15 protein-coding genes, 1 tRNA gene and 1 pseudogene are annotated in these 19,877 nt (G+C 65.9%); 6 read left to right on the forward strand and 11 right to left on the reverse strand.

Translation table 11 applies throughout. The annotated features are described in order from the left end of the window. Positions 1-150: 150 nt before the first annotated feature. The gene (locus tag NUW50_RS04080) at positions 151-1,755 is read right to left on the reverse strand and encodes a hypothetical protein (RefSeq protein WP_258287786.1); all 1,605 of its coding nucleotides are present in this window, start codon (positions 1,753-1,755) and stop codon (positions 151-153) included. A 197-nt stretch (positions 1,756-1,952) separates the two neighbouring features. Beyond that, positions 1,953-3,152: a phosphoglycerate kinase gene (locus NUW50_RS04085; RefSeq protein ID WP_258287787.1), complete on the reverse strand. Its 1,200-nt coding sequence runs from the start codon at positions 3,150-3,152 to the stop codon at positions 1,953-1,955. Positions 3,153-3,362: 210 nt separating this feature from the next. Between NUW50_RS04085 and NUW50_RS04090 the strand changes: the two genes are divergently transcribed. The 6 genes from NUW50_RS04090 (at position 3,363) to NUW50_RS04115 (ending at position 9,248) form a co-directional block, all read left to right on the forward strand. Continuing rightward, a complete protein-coding gene (locus tag NUW50_RS04090; protein ID WP_258287788.1) occupies positions 3,363-3,869 on the forward strand; it encodes a peptidylprolyl isomerase in 507 nt (168 codons plus the stop codon). Next, entirely contained in the window at positions 3,862-4,413 is a 552-nt protein-coding gene (locus NUW50_RS04095; protein ID WP_258287789.1) for a peptidylprolyl isomerase, read from the forward strand. Before NUW50_RS04090 ends, NUW50_RS04095 begins: the two co-directional genes overlap by 8 nt. A 298-nt stretch (positions 4,414-4,711) precedes the next feature. Beyond that, complete coding sequence (locus tag NUW50_RS04100) at positions 4,712-5,743, forward strand: cysteine synthase A (protein ID WP_258287790.1); 1,032 nt, start codon at positions 4,712-4,714, stop codon at positions 5,741-5,743. A 5-nt stretch (positions 5,744-5,748) separates the two neighbouring features. Continuing rightward, positions 5,749-8,358, forward strand: a complete 2,610-nt coding sequence (locus NUW50_RS04105; RefSeq protein WP_258287791.1) for a DUF3772 domain-containing protein — start codon at positions 5,749-5,751, stop codon at positions 8,356-8,358. Continuing rightward, on the forward strand, positions 8,355-9,071 hold the full coding sequence (locus NUW50_RS04110; RefSeq protein WP_258287792.1) for an alanyl-tRNA editing protein: 717 nt from the start codon (positions 8,355-8,357) through the stop codon (positions 9,069-9,071). Before NUW50_RS04105 ends, NUW50_RS04110 begins: the two co-directional genes overlap by 4 nt. Before the next feature lie 87 nt (positions 9,072-9,158). After that, positions 9,159-9,248: transfer RNA gene (locus NUW50_RS04115), tRNA-Ser, on the forward strand. A 459-nt stretch (positions 9,249-9,707) separates the two neighbouring features. Here NUW50_RS04115 and NUW50_RS04120 read toward each other — a convergent pair. The 9 genes and pseudogenes from NUW50_RS04120 to NUW50_RS04160 all read right to left on the reverse strand — a co-directional run bounded on the left by NUW50_RS04120 (position 9,708) and on the right by NUW50_RS04160 (position 19,496). After that, positions 9,708-10,703: an ABC transporter substrate-binding protein gene (locus tag NUW50_RS04120; protein WP_258287793.1), complete on the reverse strand. Its 996-nt coding sequence runs from the start codon at positions 10,701-10,703 to the stop codon at positions 9,708-9,710. Continuing rightward, a complete protein-coding gene (locus NUW50_RS04125) occupies positions 10,700-12,598 on the reverse strand; it encodes an MFS transporter (RefSeq protein ID WP_258287794.1) in 1,899 nt (632 codons plus the stop codon). Before NUW50_RS04125 ends, NUW50_RS04120 begins: the two co-directional genes overlap by 4 nt. Continuing rightward, a complete protein-coding gene (locus NUW50_RS04130) occupies positions 12,595-13,338 on the reverse strand; it encodes a hypothetical protein (RefSeq protein WP_258287796.1) in 744 nt (247 codons plus the stop codon). Before NUW50_RS04130 ends, NUW50_RS04125 begins: the two co-directional genes overlap by 4 nt. 177 nt (positions 13,339-13,515) lie before the next feature. Next, positions 13,516-14,458: pseudogene (locus NUW50_RS04135) on the reverse strand (IS3 family transposase); the annotation flags it as partial. A gap of 27 nt (positions 14,459-14,485) precedes the next feature. Next, on the reverse strand, positions 14,486-15,709 hold the full coding sequence (locus NUW50_RS04140; RefSeq protein ID WP_258287797.1) for an MFS transporter: 1,224 nt from the start codon (positions 15,707-15,709) through the stop codon (positions 14,486-14,488). Positions 15,710-15,929: 220 nt separating this feature from the next. After that, positions 15,930-16,997 carry an NAD(P)H-dependent flavin oxidoreductase gene (locus NUW50_RS04145; RefSeq protein WP_258287798.1) on the reverse strand — a complete coding sequence of 356 codons (1,068 nt, stop codon included), beginning with the start codon at positions 16,995-16,997 and terminating at the stop codon, positions 15,930-15,932. A 54-nt stretch (positions 16,998-17,051) separates the two neighbouring features. Then, positions 17,052-17,609, reverse strand: coding sequence for a GFA family protein (locus NUW50_RS04150; RefSeq protein WP_258287799.1), 558 nt, complete (start codon positions 17,607-17,609; stop codon positions 17,052-17,054). A gap of 16 nt (positions 17,610-17,625) precedes the next feature. After that, the gene (locus tag NUW50_RS04155; RefSeq protein WP_258287800.1) at positions 17,626-18,861 is read right to left on the reverse strand and encodes an NAD(P)-binding domain-containing protein; all 1,236 of its coding nucleotides are present in this window, start codon (positions 18,859-18,861) and stop codon (positions 17,626-17,628) included. Between the two features lie 65 nt (positions 18,862-18,926). Next, positions 18,927-19,496, reverse strand: coding sequence for an OsmC family protein (locus NUW50_RS04160; protein ID WP_258287801.1), 570 nt, complete (start codon positions 19,494-19,496; stop codon positions 18,927-18,929). Between the last annotated feature and the right edge of the window lie 381 nt (positions 19,497-19,877).

Genomic DNA, 19,877 nt, shown 5'->3' on the forward strand with positions numbered 1-19,877 from the left:
TGCGTTCAATCCTCTTCTGGCAAGATGTGAGGAGTGAGTAGGGGCGGCGGGCCGGGGCTTCAAGGACGGTTGCGCTAACGCAGGGGCGGATTTCCTGCATTGCCGTGACCGGACCGGGCGACGCGGCCTGTCGCCCGGCCGGGACGGGGCCTAGTGGACCCCGCCGAAGCTCGACGGCAGGTCGAACCCGACCCAGGCTCCGCGGGCCAGTTCGACGGCATTGGCCTCTTGCGCCGCCCAGACGTCGGCGGCGTCGGGCCCGGCCAGCCGGACCTTTTCGTCGATCTCGGCCAGGATGTCGGCGCATTCCTGGTCGCCGGCGGCCGAGCCGATCATCGCCCAGAGCGCGGCGACCTCGTAGGACCGGGTCCGGCCCTTGCCGGTCATCCGCTTCGAGGCCTCGTCCCGCACCGAGGTGAGCTGTTCCAGCGCCTCGACGGGATGCTCGATGCCTTCGACCAGCACGCCCTGCAGTTCCAGCACCTTGGCGAAGGGCAGGGCGGCCTCGATCCGGTCCAGCACGCCGGCCGCACCTTCGGTGCCGCGCTCGGCGGCCAGCAGGGCCAGCGCATAGGCCTTCTCCGGGTCGCGGGTCTCGACCGCGCGGGCCAGCACCAGCGCCGCGGAGCCGTTGCCGGCATCGACCGCCGGGCCCAGCAGGGTTTCGGCGGTGGCCAGGTCGCGCGGTGCGCCGATCCCGGTGGCAAAGGCGGTGCCGACCGTCACCCGCTCATCGAGGTCGAGCGTGTCCGGCGCGTCCAGCGCCTTGGAGATCAGCGCCACCGGCAGCATGCTGCGGGCCGGCTGGGTGCGCAGCGCCATATGCGGTTCCAGATCGCTCAGCATGGTATCCAGGCTGCCTTCCCAGTCCATCAGGTTCAGATAGCGGGCCGCTCCGTTCGGAAAGCCGGTCTCCAGCACCAGGCTGCGCGGATCGGCCAGGAAGGCCGACCAGGCCTCCTTGGCCGAGGCCGAGAATTCCGCCAGCGCCGGCGGAACCGGTTCCCCCGGGGCGAGGCCGAGCATGCCGTTCAGCCCCTGATCGATCATCGGGCCGAACTGGGCCGCGTCGAGCATCGGCGGCGGAACCATGGGCGAGAGTTTTTCCCAGGCGCCGAGATTCTCCAGCTTCAGCGAGGCCGAGTTGAGGAATACCACCGGCTCGGGATCATCCATCCGGCGGGTGCCGTCCATCCAGATATAGTCCAGATCGACATCGGCCGAGATCGCAGCCAGCCCGTCGGCCAGCGCGTAGACATGCGCCTTCGCCCCGGCGGTCGAGATCCGGTAGTCCAGATCCACCGTCATCCGCGACAGGGCGACCTTGTCGATTCCCAGCATCGCGCCGCCGGCGCGGGCCTCGGGCGGCAGGCAGTCGAGCGTCGCTTCGGCGCCGGTGGCCTGGGCCTTGATCCGGACCAGGTCCAGCTCGTCCAGCGGCACGGTGCGCAGGGTCAGCCGGTCGATGGTGATCGCGCAGCCCTCTTCGATCTCCCAGTCGACCAGCGGCCAGGCCTTGATGTCGGTGAGCGTGACGCTGCCGGTCAGGGCCGAGGCCGAGATCGCCCCGTAGGTCAGGTCCATCTGCGTCCGCAGCGACATGATTCCCATCTGCATCATCCGCGCGACGATCCGGTCGGGGCTGATCAGGTCGAGCAGCGTGGTCTTCTGCTGCTGCGCGGCGGCGGGCCCGGCAAGGCCGAGGGCGACCAGTCCTGCGACGGCCCAGACGGGAGTGCGGCGGGACAAGGGCATGGCAAATTCCTTTCGGTGCAAATTCACCCGAACAGCTTGCCGCCCGATTGACCCGTGGTCAACGGTCGGAGGGGTTCAGGGGCGGTGAAATCGCCCGCAGCCTCCGGTCATGGCACCGTCGGGCATCTTCGGGTCCGAAATACTCCCGCCGGAGGCGCCCGCCCCGGCCGGCCCGCGCGGCCGTCGGGGATGCCGGCTCAATCCTGCCGGGTTTCCAGCGCCGCGACACCGGGCAGGGTCTTGCCTTCCATCCATTCGAGGAAGGCGCCGCCGGCGGTGGAGATGTAGCTGAGCTTGTCGGCCACCCCGGCGGCATGCAGCGCCGCCACCGTGTCGCCGCCGCCGGCCACCGAGACCAGCGTGCCGGCTTCGGTCAGTTCCGCCACCCGGGCCGCCACCGCCAGGGTCGCCGCATCGAAGGGCGGAATCTCGAAGGCGCCCAGCGGGCCGTTCCAGATCAGCGTCCGGGTCTGTTCGAGCGTCGCGTTGATCCGCGCCACCGTCTCGGGGCCGGCGTCGAGGATCATCGCGTCGGCCGGGCAGGCCTCGGCGGCGAGGGTTTCCGTGGCCGCGCCGGCGGCGAATTCGCGTGCCACCACCACGTCGGAGGGCAGGATCACCGTGCAGCCGGCCTCGTCGGCCTTCTTCAGTATCTCGCGGGCGGTCTCGGCCATGTCGTGTTCGCAGAGGCTCTTGCCGACGTCGATTCCCTGCGCCGCCAGGAAGGTGTTGGCCATGCCGCCGCCGATCACCAGCGATTCGACCTTGCGGACCAGGTTGCCCAGCAGGTCGAGCTTGGTCGAGACCTTGGCGCCGCCGACGATCGCCGCCACCGGGCGTTGCGGGGCGCCGAGGGCGAGGTCGAGCGCTTTCAGCTCCTCGGCCATCAGCCGTCCGACGGCCGAGGGCAGCAGCCGGGCGATGCCCTCGGTCGAGGCATGGGCGCGGTGCGCGGCCGAGAAGGCGTCGTTGACATAGATGTCGCCCAGTGCCGCCAGGGCGGCGGCGAACATCGGGTCGTTGGATTCCTCGCCGGCATGGAAGCGGGTGTTCTCCAGCAGCACCACGGTGCCCGCCGCCTGATCCGCGACGGCGCGCTTGGCGGGGCCGCCGATGCAGTCCTCGGCAAAGGCCACCGGCAGGTCGAGCGCCGCCTGCAGCGCCGGAACCAAGTGCCGGAGAGACATTTCCGGCACTTCCTTGCCCTTGGGGCGGCCGAAATGGGCCATCAGCACCGGCTTGCCGCCCTTGGCGACGATATCGCGCACCGTCGGCACGATCCGTTCGATCCGGGACATGTCGGTGACTTTGCCGTTTTCCATCGGCACGTTGATATCGACGCGGACCAGGACGGTCTTGCCGGTCAGGTCGAGGTCGTCGAGGCTGAGGAAGGCCATGGCTGTAACTCCGGTTCGGGGGGCGGCGTAGCTGCCGGTTGTCCCTCCTTCGAACCCTATTGTCGGGGCGGCGTCAACATCGGCCGGGGCAGGGCCGGCGCCGGCGCGGCGCGGATAACATGCGGGTGACGCGCGGTGATCCTTCCGCCCCTTTCCCTTCCGCGGCCAGCGGCCTAGGTTGCGGGCGACCTGAACGCATAGGAGGCCCGGATGGCCGATATCAAGGACCCCGAAAACACGATCCTCATCGAGTTGAAAGACGGCACGGTGGTTGTCGAACTGCTGGCCGATGTGGCGCCGAAACATGTTGCGCGGATGAAGGAACTGGCGCGCGCCGGTGCCTATGACAACGTGGTCTTCCACCGGGTGATCGACGGATTCATGGCGCAGACCGGCGATGTCGCCAACGGCAATGCGGAAAAGGACTTCGACATTCGCCGGGCCGGCACCGGCGGCTCGGACCTGCCGGACCTGCCGGCCGAGTTTTCCAGCCTGCCGCATGCCCGCGGCACGATCGGCGCGGCGCGTTCGTCGAACCCGAATTCGGCCAACTCGCAGTTCTTCATCAACTTCAAGGACAACGACTTCCTGAACGGGAATTACACTGTCTACGGTCGGGTGATCGAGGGCATGGAACATGTCGATGCCATCGTCCGGGGCGAGCCGCCTGCGAATCCGGACCGGATGATCTCGGTCAGGGTTGCCGCCGATGCGTAGCCTGCTGCTGAGCGCGGCGCTGCTGGTCGCGGGGCCGGTCTTCGCCGATACGCTGACGCTCGAAGTGTCGGGCGAGGCCAATGGCAAGATCGTCATCGACCTGGCCAAGGATCTGGCGCCGAACCATGTCGCGCGGATCGAGACCCTAGCCGAATCGGGCGCCTATGACGGGGTGGTCTTTCACCGGGTGATCGACGGCTTCATGGCGCAGACCGGCGACGTGCAATACGGCAAGTCGGGCGGCGACATCTCGCGCGCCGGGATGGGTGGCTCGGACCTGCCCGATCTCAAGGCCGAGTTCTCGGACGCGCCCTTCGTGCGCGGCACCGTCGGCATGGCCCGGGCGTCGAATCCCGACAGCGCCAATTCGCAGTTCTTCATCATGTTCGCCCCGGCGCCGAGCCTGGACGGCAAGTACACGGTGGTGGGTCATGTGACCGAAGGTCTCGACGTGCTGGACGCGATCAAGAGGGGCACCGGCGGCAACGGCAAGGTCACGGGCACCCCGGACGTGATCGTCAAGGCGACGGTCAGCAAGGACTGATCCCGTCGCGGCCGGGCGAGGCATCGCCACACTTGGCGATGTGTCTGCCGCACCTGACGGACCTGTCGGGCGCCGGGCGGTGGTCCCTATTTCCGCCGCCGGGCGCGGACCGGGTTCCGCCCGGCCGCGGTCAGGGCAGGGGATTGATCCGGGAAACCGGGCCGGGGCGGAACCAGGGTTTCGGCGCCGGGTGCGGGGCCGGGGCCGGCAAGGCTTCTCCCTTGAGCTTCGAGGAGTGCGGTCCTAGGAAGGATGGGTCTGAGGGATGGTCCGACGACGGGCCCGAAGGGAGATGATGATGCAGGTCAAGAGCGATCTGGCCGAGCTGGTCGGCAACACGCCGCTGGTTCGCCTGAAGGCGGCGTCCGAGGCCACCGGCTGCGAGATCCTCGGCAAGGCCGAATTCATGAACCCCGGCCAGTCGATCAAGGACCGGGCGGCGCTGTGGATCATCCGCGACGCGGTGGCCAGGGGCCAGCTGCGGCCCGGCGGCACCATCGTCGAGGGCACCGCGGGCAATACGGGGATCGGGCTGGCGCTGGTCGGGGCCTCGATGGGGTTTCGCACCGTCATCGTGATCCCCGAGACCCAGAGCCAGGAAAAGAAGGACATGCTGCGGCTGGCCGGCGCCGAGCTGGTGCAGGTTCCGGCGGCGCCCTACCGGAACCCCAACAACTATGTCCGCTATTCCGGCCGCCTGGCCGAGGCACTGGCGAAGACCGAGCCGAACGGCGCGATCTGGGCCAACCAGTTCGACAACACCGCCAACCGGCAGGCCCATATCGAGAGCACCGGGCCGGAAATCTGGGAACAGACCGGCGGCAAGGTGGACGGATTCATCTGCGCGGTGGGCTCGGGCGGCACGCTGGCCGGGGTCGGCATGGCGTTGCAGCCGAAGGGCGTGAAGATCGGCATCGCCGATCCGATGGGGGCGGCGCTCTACAGTTTCTACACCAGCGGGGTGCTGAAATCCGAAGGCAATTCGATCACCGAGGGGATCGGGCAGGGCCGGATCACCGCCAATCTCGAGGGGTTCACCCCGGATTTCGCCTGTCAGGTGCCGGATTCCGAAGCGCTGCCCTATGTCTTCGACCTGCTGACCGATGAGGGGCTGTGCCTGGGCGGGTCATCCGGGGTCAATGTCGCGGGCGCCGTGCGGATGGCGCGCGAGATGGGCCCGGGCCATGTCATCGTGACGGTGCTCTGCGACTACGGCACCCGCTATCAGTCCAAGCTGTTCAACCCGGCCTTCCTGCACAAGCAGGGGCTGCCGGTCCCGGCCTGGCTGGACGGCGGCGGGCGCGATCTGCCCGAAGTCTTCGAGGACTAGGGCGGGTGCCGCGCCTCGCCCATGCCGGTCGATCCGGCCGGGCCCTGCTGCTGCGGCTGGTGCTGCTTCTCGCGCTGCTCGGCAGCCTTCTGACGCTGGCCGCGCCGCGGGTCCTGGCGCAGGACTCGCCGGATGCCGCCAACAGCGACACGGGTGCAGACAGCGCCGGGCAATTGCCCTTCGATCCTGCCGCCCCGGCCGACAGCCTCATCCCCGCCGATACCTCGGCGCAGGCCACGGTTTCGACCACCGATCCCGAGTGGGAAAAGCTGGCCAAGCGGGCCGAGACGGCGCTGGAGGACGGGCTGGCATCGACGGCGGCCTTCGAGGTGCTCCGCGCCGATCTGGTGGTCTGGCGGGCGAAGTTCCAGGAGGCACAGACCACCAACGAGAGCCGCATCGCGACCCTGAAGGCACAGATTTCGGCCCTCGGGCCGGCACCGGCGGAGGGCGCCACCGAGGCGACGGAAATCGCCACGCGGCGGGCCGAGCTGACCGCGCAGCTGTCGCGGCTGGAGGCCCCGCGCATCGCCGCCGACGAGGCCTATTCCCGCGCCGACAGCCTGATCAGCGAGATCGACGCGCTGATCCGCTCGCGCCAGACAAGGGCGCTGCTGGAACTGGGGCCCTCGCCGCTGAACCCGAGCCACTGGCCCGGCGCCGTGGCCGAACTGGGCAGCACCGCACGGGTGGTGATGCAGGAAGCCGTCTCGGTCTGGAGCAATCCCAGCACGATTGCCGAGGCCCGCGCCGCCGCGCCGGCCATCCTGCTGCTGCTGCTGGCCGCGGCGCTGTTGCTGCTGCGCGGGCGGCGCTGGCTGCAACTGCTGCGGAACAGGCTTGCCGCAAACCGGTCGCTGCAGGCCCAGGGCGTGATCGGCTTTGTCATCTCGATCGGCCGGGCCGTGGTGCTCTATGCCGGGTTCCTGGCGATCCAGGGCGCCATCGAGATCAGCCATCTGGCCGGGTATCACGGCTCGGTGCTGGTCGGGCAGATCGGCCGGTTCGGCCTGATGCTGGCGGTCTCGCTCTGGGTCGGCAGCCAGGTCTTCCCGCGCGACGCCGGCGGCATGGACGTGCTGTCGCTGCCGCCCGAGCGCCGCACCGAGGGACGGTTCTTCACCCTGGTGCTGGGCATGATGCTCTGGTTGATCGTGCTGGTCCGGGCGGTGTCGGACTATGAAGGCTATTCCGATGCGACGCGGGCGGTGCTCTATTTCCCGGTGCTGGTGGTGGCGGGCCTGTGCCTGGCGCGGATCGGCCAGCTGATCGGCCATCGGCCGGTCGAGACCGGGGACGAAGCGCAGGGCACGGCCTATCGGAGCCGCCTGGCGCGGATGGTCGGGCGCATCATCGGCATCTTCGGGATTCTCGGGCCGGTGCTGGCCGGCATCGGCTATCAGTCCGCGGCGGGCTTCCTGACCTTCCCGGCGACGGTCTCGCTGGGCCTGCTTGCCTTTCTGGTCGTGCTGCAGAACTTCGTCACCCAGCTCTACGGGCTGATCACCGGGAAATCCGACAGCGAGCTGCACGAGGCGCTGATGCCGGTCCTGTTCGGGATGCTGCTGGTCCTGGTCTCGGTGCCGGTCTTCGCGCTGATCTGGGGCGCGCGGGTGTCGGATCTGACCGAGATCTGGGCCCGGGCCAGCGAGGGGATCTCGATCGGCGACACCAAGCTGTCGCTGGGCCAGCTCGTGACCCTGCTGGTGGTCTTCGCGATCGGCTACGCGGCGACGCGACTGATACAGGGGATGCTGCGCTCCACCGTGCTGCCGAAGACAAGGATCGATGCCGGCGGGCGCAATGCCATCGTCTCGGGCATCGGCTATGTCGGCATGTTCCTGGCCGGGCTGCTGGCCATCACCTCGACCGGGATCTCGCTGACCTCGCTGGCCTTCGTCGCCGGGGCGCTCTCGGTCGGGATCGGCTTCGGCCTGCAGAACATCGTCTCGAACTTCGTCTCGGGCATCATCATGCTGATCGAACGCCCGGTGGCCGAAGGCGACTGGATCGAGGTCGGCGGCAAGATGGGCATCGTCAAGGCGATCTCGGTCCGCTCGACCCGGATCGAGACCTTCGACCGGACCGATGTGATCGTGCCGAATGCCGATTTCATCAGCGGCACGGTGACCAACTGGACCCGGGGCAACCTGACCGGGCGGATCCTCGTCTCGGTCGGCGTCGCCTATGGCACCGACACCAGGCTGGTCGAGAGCATCCTGCGCGAGATCGCCGAGGCGCATCCGCTGGTGAGCCTGAACCCGGCGCCCTCGGTGACCTTCGCGGGCTTCGGCGCCGATGCGCTGGAGTTCGAGGTGCGGGCGATCCTGCGCGACGTGAATTTCTCGCTGTCGACCAAGTCGGACATCCATCACGAGATCGCCCGGCGCTTTGCCGAGGCGGGGATCGAGATCCCCTTCGGCCAGCGTGACATCTGGCTGCGCAACCCCGAGACGCTGGTCGGCGCCATGGTGCCCGGGCCGGCCCCCGGCGCGGCGCCGCCCACCGTTTCGGCGCCCGAACCGGCCGCGGTCGCGCCCGCCGCGGTGCGGCACGATCGCCTCGACGCCGCCAGCAATCCGAGCGAGGAACAAGCCATGAGGGACGACGATTGACCGAACTGCTGTTTCGTGACGACGCCTACCGGACCGAGGCCCCGGCGCGGGTCGTCGGGCTGACCACGGAGGGCGGGATCGTGCTGGATCAAACCCTGTTCTACCCGACCGGCGGCGGCCAGCCCGGCGATGCCGGATGGCTCGACTGGGACGGCGGCCGGATCGGCATCGCGACGACGGTGAAGGGCGCCGAGGGGGCGGTGGTGCTGGTGCCCGACGCGCCGGCGGCGCAGCCCCGGGTCGGGGCCGAGGTGCGGCAGCTGCTGGACTGGGATCGGCGCTATCGGCTGATGCGGATGCATACCGCGCTGCATCTGCTGTCGGTGGTGATTCCGCTGCCGGTCACCGGCGGCCAGGTCGGAACCGGGAAGGGGCGGCTGGATTTCCTGATGCCCGAGCCGCCGAAAGACCCCGCCGCGATCGAGGCCGCGCTGACCGCGTTGGTCGACCGCGATCTGGTGGTGTCCGAGGACTGGATCACCGAGGCCGAGCTCGACGCCGATCCCGGCCTGGTCAAGACCCTCTCGGTGGCGCCGCCGCGCGGCGCCGGCCGGATCCGGCTGATCCGGATCGGGCAGGGGGCGGAGCAGGTCGATCTGCAGCCCTGCGGCGGCACCCATGTCGCCCGGACCGGAGAGATCGGCGGCATCCGTCTGGGCAGGATCGACAACAAGGGCCGCCAGAACCGCCGCGTCACCCTGCTGTTCGATTAGGCCGGCCCGTCGGGCGCGGCACAAAGCCGGCCAAGCCCGCAACGGCCCTTGCATCGACCCATGACATCCGGCTAAAGAGCCGCGACCGGACAGTTGGCCGAGTGGTCGAAGGCGCACGCCTGGAAAGTGTGTAGGCGGGAGACCGTCTCGTGGGTTCGAATCCCACACTGTCCGCCACTTGCCTTTGTGAAAGCGTTCTCCCGATCCGGCTGCGGCCGGATTTTCTCGTTGTTTTCGGGGGTTATGCGAGAGGGGCTGTTCACTGGCCACGGTGCCAGAAGGGCCCGAAGCGTTCTCTACGGGATGATATTCTCTGGACCTGATGACTGCGCCGATCTGGTTCAGAGATTGTAAGGCGCTGATCTGAAACGGGTTTTCCGAAGGCAGAAAATTCACTTCGACGCAGGTCTCGCTCGGTCGGTTGGATCTGAAATCGAAGCGCGTTTTGGCAACTGCCAGCCAGGGCTCAATCGACATGCCGCAATGCGGCGAACGGCATCAGGGGCGGGAGGCAGTCCTTCGCTTCGATCAGGCCGAACGGCCGAAACCTCCTGAACAGGTGGTGTTGTCCATTTCCGGGATTGCCTCTCATTGCCGCTTGAACAATCCAACGTCCCGCTTTCAGGTCTCCCGGATTCATCTGACAATGTCGGCGATTCCCAGCAAGTCGATCGGGGGCCAGATCTCTATCTCGCGGGAAAAATCCAGATTAACGGTAATAGCGAAGTCCTTTATTCTTGCCACGGGCAGCGATCCGGCGCTTTTTCCGTCAACCAGGATTGCGGCGGCCTGCTGCCCGGCAAGCTGCCCGACATCGTAATACCGTGCGGCAACAGAAATCAGTGCATCGCCATTCTGCACCATTTCCTCGTAGGGGCTGATGACCGGTAGCGCGGCATCCTTTGCCGCCGCCCCGAAGATGCTCGCGTTCGCCCGGAGAAAGGACGAACTTCCGACGTAGATTGCCTCGGCGCCGGCCTGTTTGAGCCATTTGACCTGGCCTGCAATATCCTCGATTTGCGGCGCGCCTTCTTCGGACAATTCAAAGGCGTGATCGACCAACCTCACACCGAGGGATGGCAGCAACTCTGCCAATTCATCCCGTTTGAGGATCGAGTTCTTTTCGTTCGGATTATACAGCAACCCGAGCGATTTCATGTCTGGCAGGATGCGCCGAAGCGTGTCGACGGTTACGTTTTCCGGCACCCGGTTGTAGGTGCCCGTCAGGTTGCCGCGTCCCGTGTCATCGAGGGTTTCGATGATGCCCGAGCCGACCGGGTCTGCCACGATCATGAATACCTGAGGAATTTCATGATTGAAGGATGGGTCGTTCAGATCGGACAATGTTCCGGCCGTGGCAAGGGTCACCGTGGTGCCCCACGAGATGATCAAGTCCACATCCTTTGATCGCGCCTCGGCGACGATCCCCTTCAGGCGATCATGGTTGCGGTCAGCGTCAAGAATTACGACCTCGGCATCAGGTGCCGTTTCGGACAAGTAATCCACCACGCCATGGCATGCCTCCTCGCATCCGCGCCATGTGGCGAAAAGAATGGTTTGTCCTTTCGCTTCGACCTGCGTGGCGAAAGCCACGCAAGCGAGTGCTGTCATTAGAAGCGATGTCTTCTTCATTGTGTGTTTAAGACTCCCCCAGATTTCGGAATGCTCATGAATACGGCAAAGACCACCAGACCGGTCAGCGAAAACACCCCAAGCATGACAAAGACCGGTGCCGGGTCATCCTGCCCGGTCAGCAGCATCGCGGCGACGAAGGCTGCAACGGCGCCCAGGCGCTCGGCCATGCGGAAGCGGTCCATCCGTTCCGGCCGTCCCCTGGCGGAAAGCGCAACCAGTGCGTACAGAGAGGGGCGCAGAAATGCATGTCCTACGCCGAGCAACGAGACGACCGTGACAGGTGCCAGATCCGCCAGGCCGGCGCCCAGCAAGGCGACCGAGGCCAATGCTGCCCCCAATCCCGCAGCCGTCTTGTCGCCGATTCCGACAGCACCGAACAGATGGCTGGCGAGTGGGGCTATCAGGATCGCAGCAAGGTAGTAGAGCATAACGACCCGCGCGATGATTGCGATGTCAAATCCCTGGGCCGCCATGACCAGCGGCATGAGATACCAGATGACCATGGCCACGCTCGCGCTTGCTGGCACGGCAAGACAAAGCACGAGAACCGTGAAATCGCCGCCACTCTTGGCGTATTTCACCGGAGCAACCGACGGTTGTCGAGGCTGTCCCGCGGGGCCGGAAAGGCCCCAGTGTGCGGCCAACGCCGCGATCAGCGTGGTACCGGCCCCAAACAGGATCGCGGCCGCGTAGCCAGCTTCGAAAGCCAATATGCCGCCGATCACGGACCCGGCCAGAACCCCCCCGAACAGCGAGGCGTTCAGCGACGCCTGGGACTGGGTCACAAGCCCGTGCCCACCGGCCCGGACCATGTAGACCGAACATGAAATCGCCGCCAAGGTATATCCCGCCCCGACGAACATGCGCCCCAGCACGACCCCGGCAAGGCTTGAGGTCGCCGCCATCAACACGAGCCCAGCCATGACCGGCAGGACGGCCCAGGAAAACGCCCGATGTGCGCCGTTTCTGCGGACCAGACGCCCGGCGATCGGGGCCATCGCTGCCGCAACAAGCAGATACAGAACCAGCGGTGCTGCGGCCGCGAAAGCGGTTGGTATTCCAGCCATGCGGCCCGCATTTCCGGCCATGATCGGCAGGAAGGATGCTGTTGTCTCGGTCCCCATTGCGAGCAGGAACACCGGAAGGCGCGCCGAGACCGGCAACGACACTTCAAGCCGTGCCGGCGGAGGGCCACCTTCCGAGATGTGCACGGAACGGTCATTCAACCGCTCTGCCAGTCCTGCCAACGGACCATCCGTCGGCACTGAAATGGTCGTGTCGAACCGCCCGTCGCGCTGTTCGACCAGCAGGCGCGTTACGGCCTCGCGTGGCTGCCAGATGTTTCGCGCTGCCAGTGCAAGAATGACCTCAACACCAAACAGGATGATGGCGAGGGCAATTACGCCGATATCGATCAGGACCCGTAGCAGGCGCACCTCGATCAACCTCGGATTGCCTGTCAGTTCAATCTCGGCGGAAATCCGGCTGCCCGACAAGACCGGGAGGCTATTCTTCCAGGTCTGCAGGCCAAGGTCGTTCTTCGAGGCCGTTTCCGGCTCGCCGTTGTCGATATCAAACAGGACCGTACCATCGCGCGACAGGATTCGCACCTGCTGGACTTCCGGGAAATCGGCGATGATTTCAGCGGCTCTATCGTCAAAACCGGCAATGGAGCCTATGGGAATCCCCAGTTCGAGGGCGCGCTGGACATCGTCCCTTAGGAGCGTCCCGAGAAGCTTGGTGCGCTGGCGCAGTTCCGGCTCGATCGCCTTGTCGAAGGCTTGAAACGTCACAACTGAAATGGCCGCAACGTTTACCGCGATGATCAGTACCAACGCCAGCGTCAGGCGAAGGCCAAAGCCTTGAACGCCCAGGGATTTGCGGGCGGTCAAAGCATCACGTCCCTTGCCTTGACGTATTGCGCCTCGGCCTCGCGCATGGGCGCGCCAACCTCGCCTGAATCGGAAGTGCCGGACATGCCGGCATCGCCACGCCAAAGCCTGCGCCGTGCGACGGCATCTGCGGCCAGGAAGTTGCGTTCAACCCTGCTCTCGCGTCGGAGCACGTTTCGGACCGCCCAGGCAGACAGGCCACTGCTGATGATACAAAAGACCAGGGCGGCAGTGGCAAGGCGCCCGGCCATGGCCCATACGGACGCGATCGCTGATGCGCCAGAATATTCCATCAGCAATGCACCGGCCAGGTCACCGGTGCTTCTTCTGAAGGTCACGAGGTAGCGATAGTCACCATCTTCCTTGTAGCTTCCATCCGAAGTCGGCCCCGCAAGGCGCTGCAGCGTCTCGGGACTGACGCTGGTGCGCTTGCTGCCGGCTGTCTTGGCCACGATGCCACCGTCCGGGTCGAGAATGTACAAGGCGATGATCGCATCATCCGCCTGCCTTGCCCGTTCAAGAACCGCGCCGACGTTTCTCACCGAACCCAGATCAAGGCCGAGTGCTGCCGCGGATGCCAACGGTTCGGAAGCACGGCCCACCACCACCCTCAGACGTTCCTGTTCGAGTTCCGTGCGTATCCGGCCGAATTGAAGCACTGTGAGGACGACGAACGCGATCAGAACCACAAGGTTGATCGCCACGACTGACAGGACGAGTTCACGAGAAGAACCGAGCATCTTCCCCCCCTGCAAAAGACGTAAGGGGCAGCATTCATCTCTGTCAATCAATCATTATTGACAGCCGGCGCCTGCTCCGCACGAAATGTTCTTGAAAGGGCAGCGGTCCGTCCCTGCAGGGCGTATTGCGAGGAAGCAGCTGCTCGCAATATCGCAGATTGAATAGCCCCGCGTTTCTTAGACGCCTTCTTGTCTCAGTTCTTGCTGCCGCTCGAACTCGAGGGGCGAGAGCATTCCATTCCGCGCGTGCTTGCGCTTCGGATTGTAAAACATCTCGATGTAGTCGAACACGTCCCGCCGCGCTTCTTGGCGGGTCCGGTAGGTGCGGCGCCTGATCCTCTCGCGCTTGAGGAGGTTGAAGAAGCTCTCGGCGACGGCGTTGTCGTGGCAATTGCCGCGTCGGCTCATGGAATGCTCGAGGTCGTGGGCTTTTAGGAAAGCGGCCCAGTCCATGCTTGTGAACTGGCTGCCCTGATCCGAGTGGATCAGCACCTCAGCCTTCGGCTTCCTTCGCCATGTGGCCATGAGCAGAGCTTGAAGCACGACGTCGGTTGTCTGGCGTTAACGCATGCACCATCCGACCACGCGCCGAGAAAACAGGCCGTTTACGATAGCGAGGTAAGCGAAGCCTTCTTGCGTCCGTATGTAGGTGATGTCGGTCACCCAGACCATGTCCGGAGCCTCCACGTCGAACTGCCGGTCCAAGGTGTTGTCGACCACGACCCAGGGTTTGCCGCCATACTTCCCGGGGCGGCGCTTGTAGCCGATCTGTGCCGTGATCCCGGCCAGCCTGGTCAGGCGCGCGACGCGGTTCAGACAGGCGCTTTCGCCCTGATCGAGAAGATCGTCGTGAAGCTTGCGGTGCCCATAGACCTTGCCGCTTCGACCCAGGCCTCCTTCAGCAGTTCGGTCTGGCGGGCGTCTTCCTGGGCACGCTTGCTCAGCGGCGCCTTCACCCACGCATAGAAGCCGCTCGGCTGGATGCGCAGACAACGGCACATCGTCCGGACGGAGAACCGCCCGCGATGCTCGGCCACGAACGCGTATCTCACCTTGCGTCCCTAGCGAAACACGCGGTGGCCTTCTTCGAAATGTCACGCTCCTTTGTGACCCGCGCCAGCCCGTCAACCCAAACAGCACCAGATCGTCAACGAGGCAGAGCGGCCCCCCTGGGCGAGGGAACCTGGCTCCGGTCCCGAGATAGCCACAGCCCGAGGGAGCCCACGATGGCCAGATTGACCACGCCCGCCGCCGCCGCGACCGCAAAGGTCAGATCGTAGTTCGCTGTCGCATCGTAGAGATAGCCCCCGACGACGCCGCCCAGCCCGTGACCGGCCCAGGCGAACGCCACGATGACTCCGGTGCAGGTTGCGCGGGATTCGGCGGGGGTCACGCGGCGGATCGTCAGCAGCACGCCGGTCATCACCCCGGCATAGCCGAAGCCATAGACCGGCGCGAAGGCCAGGAGCTGGTTCACGTCGTGAAACTGCGTGAACAGAAAGACCAGTGCCGTCTGCCAGGCCGATGCCGCGAGATAGGCAGGGATCGCGCCGATCCAGTCGGCCAGCTGGCCGAAAGCGACCCGACCGACAATGGCGGCCAGCATCATGACGCTGACGATGCCGCCCGCCTGGGCCGCGGGAATTCCGCAGTCCTGCGCATAGGGCAACAGGTGCATCAGCGGCACCGACATGAGCGAACAGCACATCAGCGTTGCGGCCCCCATGACCACCACCGCGGAGACCGCCCCGAGCGCGCGGATATCCCCACCGGCCTGCGACACTGTTGCGGCGGTCGTCGGCGGTGGGCGGATCAGCAATGCCAGGGGCACCAGCGTGACGAGCGATCCGAGGCCCAGAGTCATGAACGCTCCGCGCCAGCCGAACGCCTCTATCAGCAGGGCCGACACGAGGGGGACGCCGCCCTGGCCAATGGCCTGGCCCGCAGCGACCAGTCCGATGGCAAGTCCCGCGCCGGCACGAAACCAGACGCCGACCAGCGTGATGAGCGGGGCAAAGAGCGCTCCGCCACCAACTGCGCCGGCGACGAAGAAGAGTGCATAGAGTTGCCAAAGCTCGCGCGCCTGCGACGCGGCCAAGACCGACAATCCGGTCGTTATGGCCCCTGTCAGAACCACGCCCCGGATACCGACCCGGTCCGCAACCCGGCCCATCAGGATGCCGCCAAGGCCAAGACCTATGAGACCGAAGGTATTGATCAGGGCGATCTCGCCCCGACCCCAGCCGAACTCGGCTTCCAGCGGCAGGAAGAAAGACGAAAGACCATTGACCAGCTGGCCCATGGATACGGCAAGCATCACGGCCGCGACCGCGACGATGACCCAGCGATAGGGGGATTGGAAATCGGTCATGCGCGAATTCTCCTTTGCCCTCGGGCAACTTGTGTCTTGGTTTCCATGGTGGTCCCGCGCGGGCGCAGGCGGATGGACGGGTGACTCTCGGGAGGCCAACCCTCCCCGGACTGGTGCTGTCCCGTGACCAGGCCGGGCAGCAAAAGGGATTCCGGCTCTGCCAGGTTGCCTGCCGGGGCTGCGAGGGTCACCCCGAGGCTGCGCGATGACGCCACGCGCATCAGATCGCGCCGTGGCGAAGTGCTTCGGACGCCAACTCGCGGGTCAGCGCGAAGGCCGATGTCCTGCGCCCGAGCGCGACCGATTGACCGCAGAAATGGGCGCTGAAGTCCCGTTTTCCGGTCCTTTCGGCAGCGGCTCGTATCGGGCCTGTCGCGGCAAACCCCTTGGGAAAGCTCGGCGCGTCCTCTGACATCGGGCCGATGTCGAGGATCATCCGGTTGGCAAGCACCCGGGTCGGCCTGCCGGAAAACAGGTTGGTCACGACGGTTTCGCCGTTTCCGGCGTCCTCCAGCGCTTGCCGGTAGAACGGGTTGATGGCGGCCTCTTCGGTGAACAGGTAAGCCGTTCCGATCTGAACGGCGCTTGCTCCCAGGGCAAAGGCTGCGACGATGCCGCGCGCGTCGCCAATGCCGCCGGCCGCGATGACAGGCACATCGACCGCGTCGACCACCTGCGGCACCAGTGACATCGTTCCCACTTGGCTGCCAAGGCTCTTGGTCAGGAACATGCCCCGATGGCCGCCCGCTTCAAGACCTTGTGCGATGATGGCATCGCAGCCATTCGCGGCCAGCCAGCGCGCCTCGTTCACCGTCGTGGCCGAACTGATGATCTTGCAGCCGGCCGCCTTGATCCTTGCAACCAGTGCCGGCTCCGGCAATCCGAAGTGGAAGCTGACCACGGACGGTGCAAACTCCTCGACGACGGCACAGCGCGCGGCATCGAAGGGGCGGACGGGTCCGATGGGCAGAGATGTCGGAGCGTCGAGCCCGTACTCGGCGTAATACGTCGACAATCTGCCGAGCCATGCTGCGTCGCGTTCCGCGTCGTCCTCCGGCATGGCATGGGCGAAGAAATTCGCGTTCAGAGGTTTGTCCGTCCTTTCCCGCGCCGCTGCCATAAGGCTGCGCAAGCGGTCCGGATCGTAGGAGGCGCAGGCCAGAGACCCGAGCCCGCCTGCCGCGCTGACCGCAAACGGCATCTCGGAACCGCTGGCTCCAGCCATCGGTGCCTGGATGATCGGAAGATCGATTGAAAACAGGTCGCGAATTCGATTGTCGGGCCACATGGCAGGTTCCTTTCTCAGCATGACCTTTGGGGGGTGGACAGAGCATCCCGGATTTCAACGGATCCGGACGCCGACCCTTTCAGCGAGGGCTTGCAGTCTTTGCCTGCTCCGCTTCGACCAGGTGGTGTCCTGATCGTAGAAACGCGCGACGGCCAGGGTGTCCGGATCGATGACGTACCAGGGCTGTTTGGACCGGGTGAAAATGTGCACGTCCGGCGGCATGAGGCCCGGATCGTCGAGCGTCCCGACGCGAAGAAAGCGAAGGTTGTCGTCCAGCTTGTTGATCAGGTAGTTGCTCCAGACCGCAACCTTGCAGGACCGACAGCGCGCGATGCGCTGGCCGTTCCCGCTGGGCGTGTCGAGAAGCACCTGTTCGATCTCGCCCGACCGCAGGATGACGCGATCTGCTTCGATCAACGCGTTGACGGCGTTGGAACTGCCGGTCTGGCGCTGACACAGAAGACAGTGGCAGGCATGGACGATCAGCGGCCCGCTGGTCACGCGGTAGCGCACGGCGCCGCAGGCGCAGCCGCCTTCGCAGACCGAAGGTCGTGCCGGTTTCTTCCCATCGTTCGGGCGGGCTTGCGTCACTGTAGAGGTTTGCTGGGTCATGCTAGGCTCCCTGGGTTCAGGCGGCTTGCCGAAGCCGGGCGTCGGCGATGTGCTGGGCCAACACTCGGGCATCGTCGCCGACTCCGTCGAGAAAGGTGGATTTCCGGGTGCGCAGAAACGGCAGCCCGAGAACGTAGAGCCCCGGCGCCACGATGCCGCCCGCGTGCCGAATCCGCCCTTTTCCGTCAAAGACCGGCATCTGCAGCCAGGACATGTCGGGCCGAAAACCCGACGCCCAGACGATGGTGCTGATCGCACCGCTCGCGAGGGGCAGCGCAAGCCGCGGCTTGGCCGGCACCAGTGTCGGCGCGAAGCGGCGCGGCGGCTCGGGAAACTCAAGACCGCTCTGCAACGCCCAATCGTCGATTGCCGAGAGCGCGCGGTTCATCTTCAGGTCGGAGAGCACCGCGGTATTGGCCAGCGAACCGGAGAACAGCAGCGTCCCGTCCCGGCAACCGGTCAGGCGGCCGACGATCTCGACCCCCATGTCCTGAAGCGCGTTGAGGTCGAGAAACAGGCAGGAGCGGTCACCGATCAGTTGCAGCGACGGCAACGAGCGAACCCGATTGATGTCGTCGACATTCTCCAGTGTCTTCGAGAACAGCCCGGAATGCTCCAGCAACCAGGTAATGTCATGCCCCCGGTATCGGCGCGGCATCCGGATATGATTGCCGGTGGCAAGAATGACGGGGCGACCCGAGGCCTGTATCTCGGCGGCCAGTTGCACACCCGTTGCCGAGGCGCCGACGACAAGGACACCGCCCTCGGGCAAGTCGGATGGCCGGCGATAGGACAGGGGAGACACCTGGGTGATGCTGTCCGGGATGTCTTGCGCGAAACCGGGGATCGAGGCCTGATTGCAGGCCCCGCTTGCCAGAACCACGTTTGTCGCGCGCCAGGTGCCTTTGGTCGTCTTCACGACATGGCTTTCGTCGTCGCGGGTCACGGAGGTGACCGTCACGCCGGTTTCCACCGGGGCAGCCGATTTCGCGGCGTAGCTTTCAAGGTAGGCGCGGACCTCGGGCATGGTCATGTAGCCATCCGGATCGGACCCGGCGTAGGCATGGCCCGGCAGGCGCGTTTGCCAGTTCGGCGACTGCATCCTGAGACTGTCCCAGCGTTCGCGGGCCCAGGAATTGCCGATCTGGCCGCGCTCCAGCACGACATGAGGTTCCGACCGCTCGGTCAGGCAGTGGCTCATTGCCAGCCCGGCCTGTCCGGCGCCGATGACAAGGGTTGAAATCCGTTTCATGGCGTTCGCCTTTCCGGTGCGATGGCACCCGCCCGGCCGATGCCGGGCAGGCCCAGTTGTCTGCCTCAGGCGACGCTGACGGCGACGTTGGTCGGGTTGGTGAGAATGTCGAACATTGCCGAACGCTTCTGCGACTGGGCGACCAGCGCGCGGATATCGTCCTGGCTGGCGTCGGCATCGATCTCGAAAGTGACGCGGATGGCCGAGAAGCCATTGCGGATATCCGGGTCCATGCCGAGGATGCCGCGCACGTCGATGTCGCCTTCCACGGTCGAACGTACCGAGCGCAGCTGGATGCCGCGATGCTGGGCGACTGCGGCCACGCCGCCGGTCAGGCAACTGGCAAGGGCTGCCAGCACGATCTCGGTCGGCGTCGCCGCACGGTCATGGGCCGCGAAGACCTCGGGGTGATCGGCTTCGATCGTGAAGCTCTGCTTGCGCGCATGCTCCTGGCCAAGTCCGAAATAGCCGTTGATCGTGTTGATATTGTAGGTGCCTTCCTTCCACTCGCAGGCACTGCGAAAGGTGAAAGAGGCGGCCTCGGGCATTTCGGCGAAGGCGCCGCGGGCACCGATGAGAGCTTCGGTGTTGACCCCGTTGTCGGCCACGGCGGTCATCTGGGTTTCGGTGTTCATGAACTTGTCCTTTCGGTTGGGGTTGCGTTGGTTTGGTCGTCTGGGTCGTGTCCCGGCGTGGCTTGGCTTCGCCGGGGTTTGCACCGGCTCGGGCCGGTATTTCGGGGGGCGATCCTGTCGCGAAATCGGCGCCGGGCGAACAACGCCCCGAGGTGACGACGGCGCGACAGGAATTGGATCAGCGTGGCGCCTGCCCGGGCTTTCCGGCCGCGTGGGCGACAGTCCTGATACGGCCGCGAAACCAGGCCCAGGCTGCATCGGGCGGCGACGGGTTGCGCACCCGGTCGAAGCCATTTCCGTAGGGCGGTTCGCGCCGCGTGGAATGTGGGTCCGTCTTCATGTCAGTCTCCAGATGATTGCTGTGTCGAGAGGCTGACTACG

This window comes from Frigidibacter sp. ROC022 (assembly GCF_024723735.1).
GTDB lineage: Bacteria > Pseudomonadota > Alphaproteobacteria > Rhodobacterales > Rhodobacteraceae > SLM-1.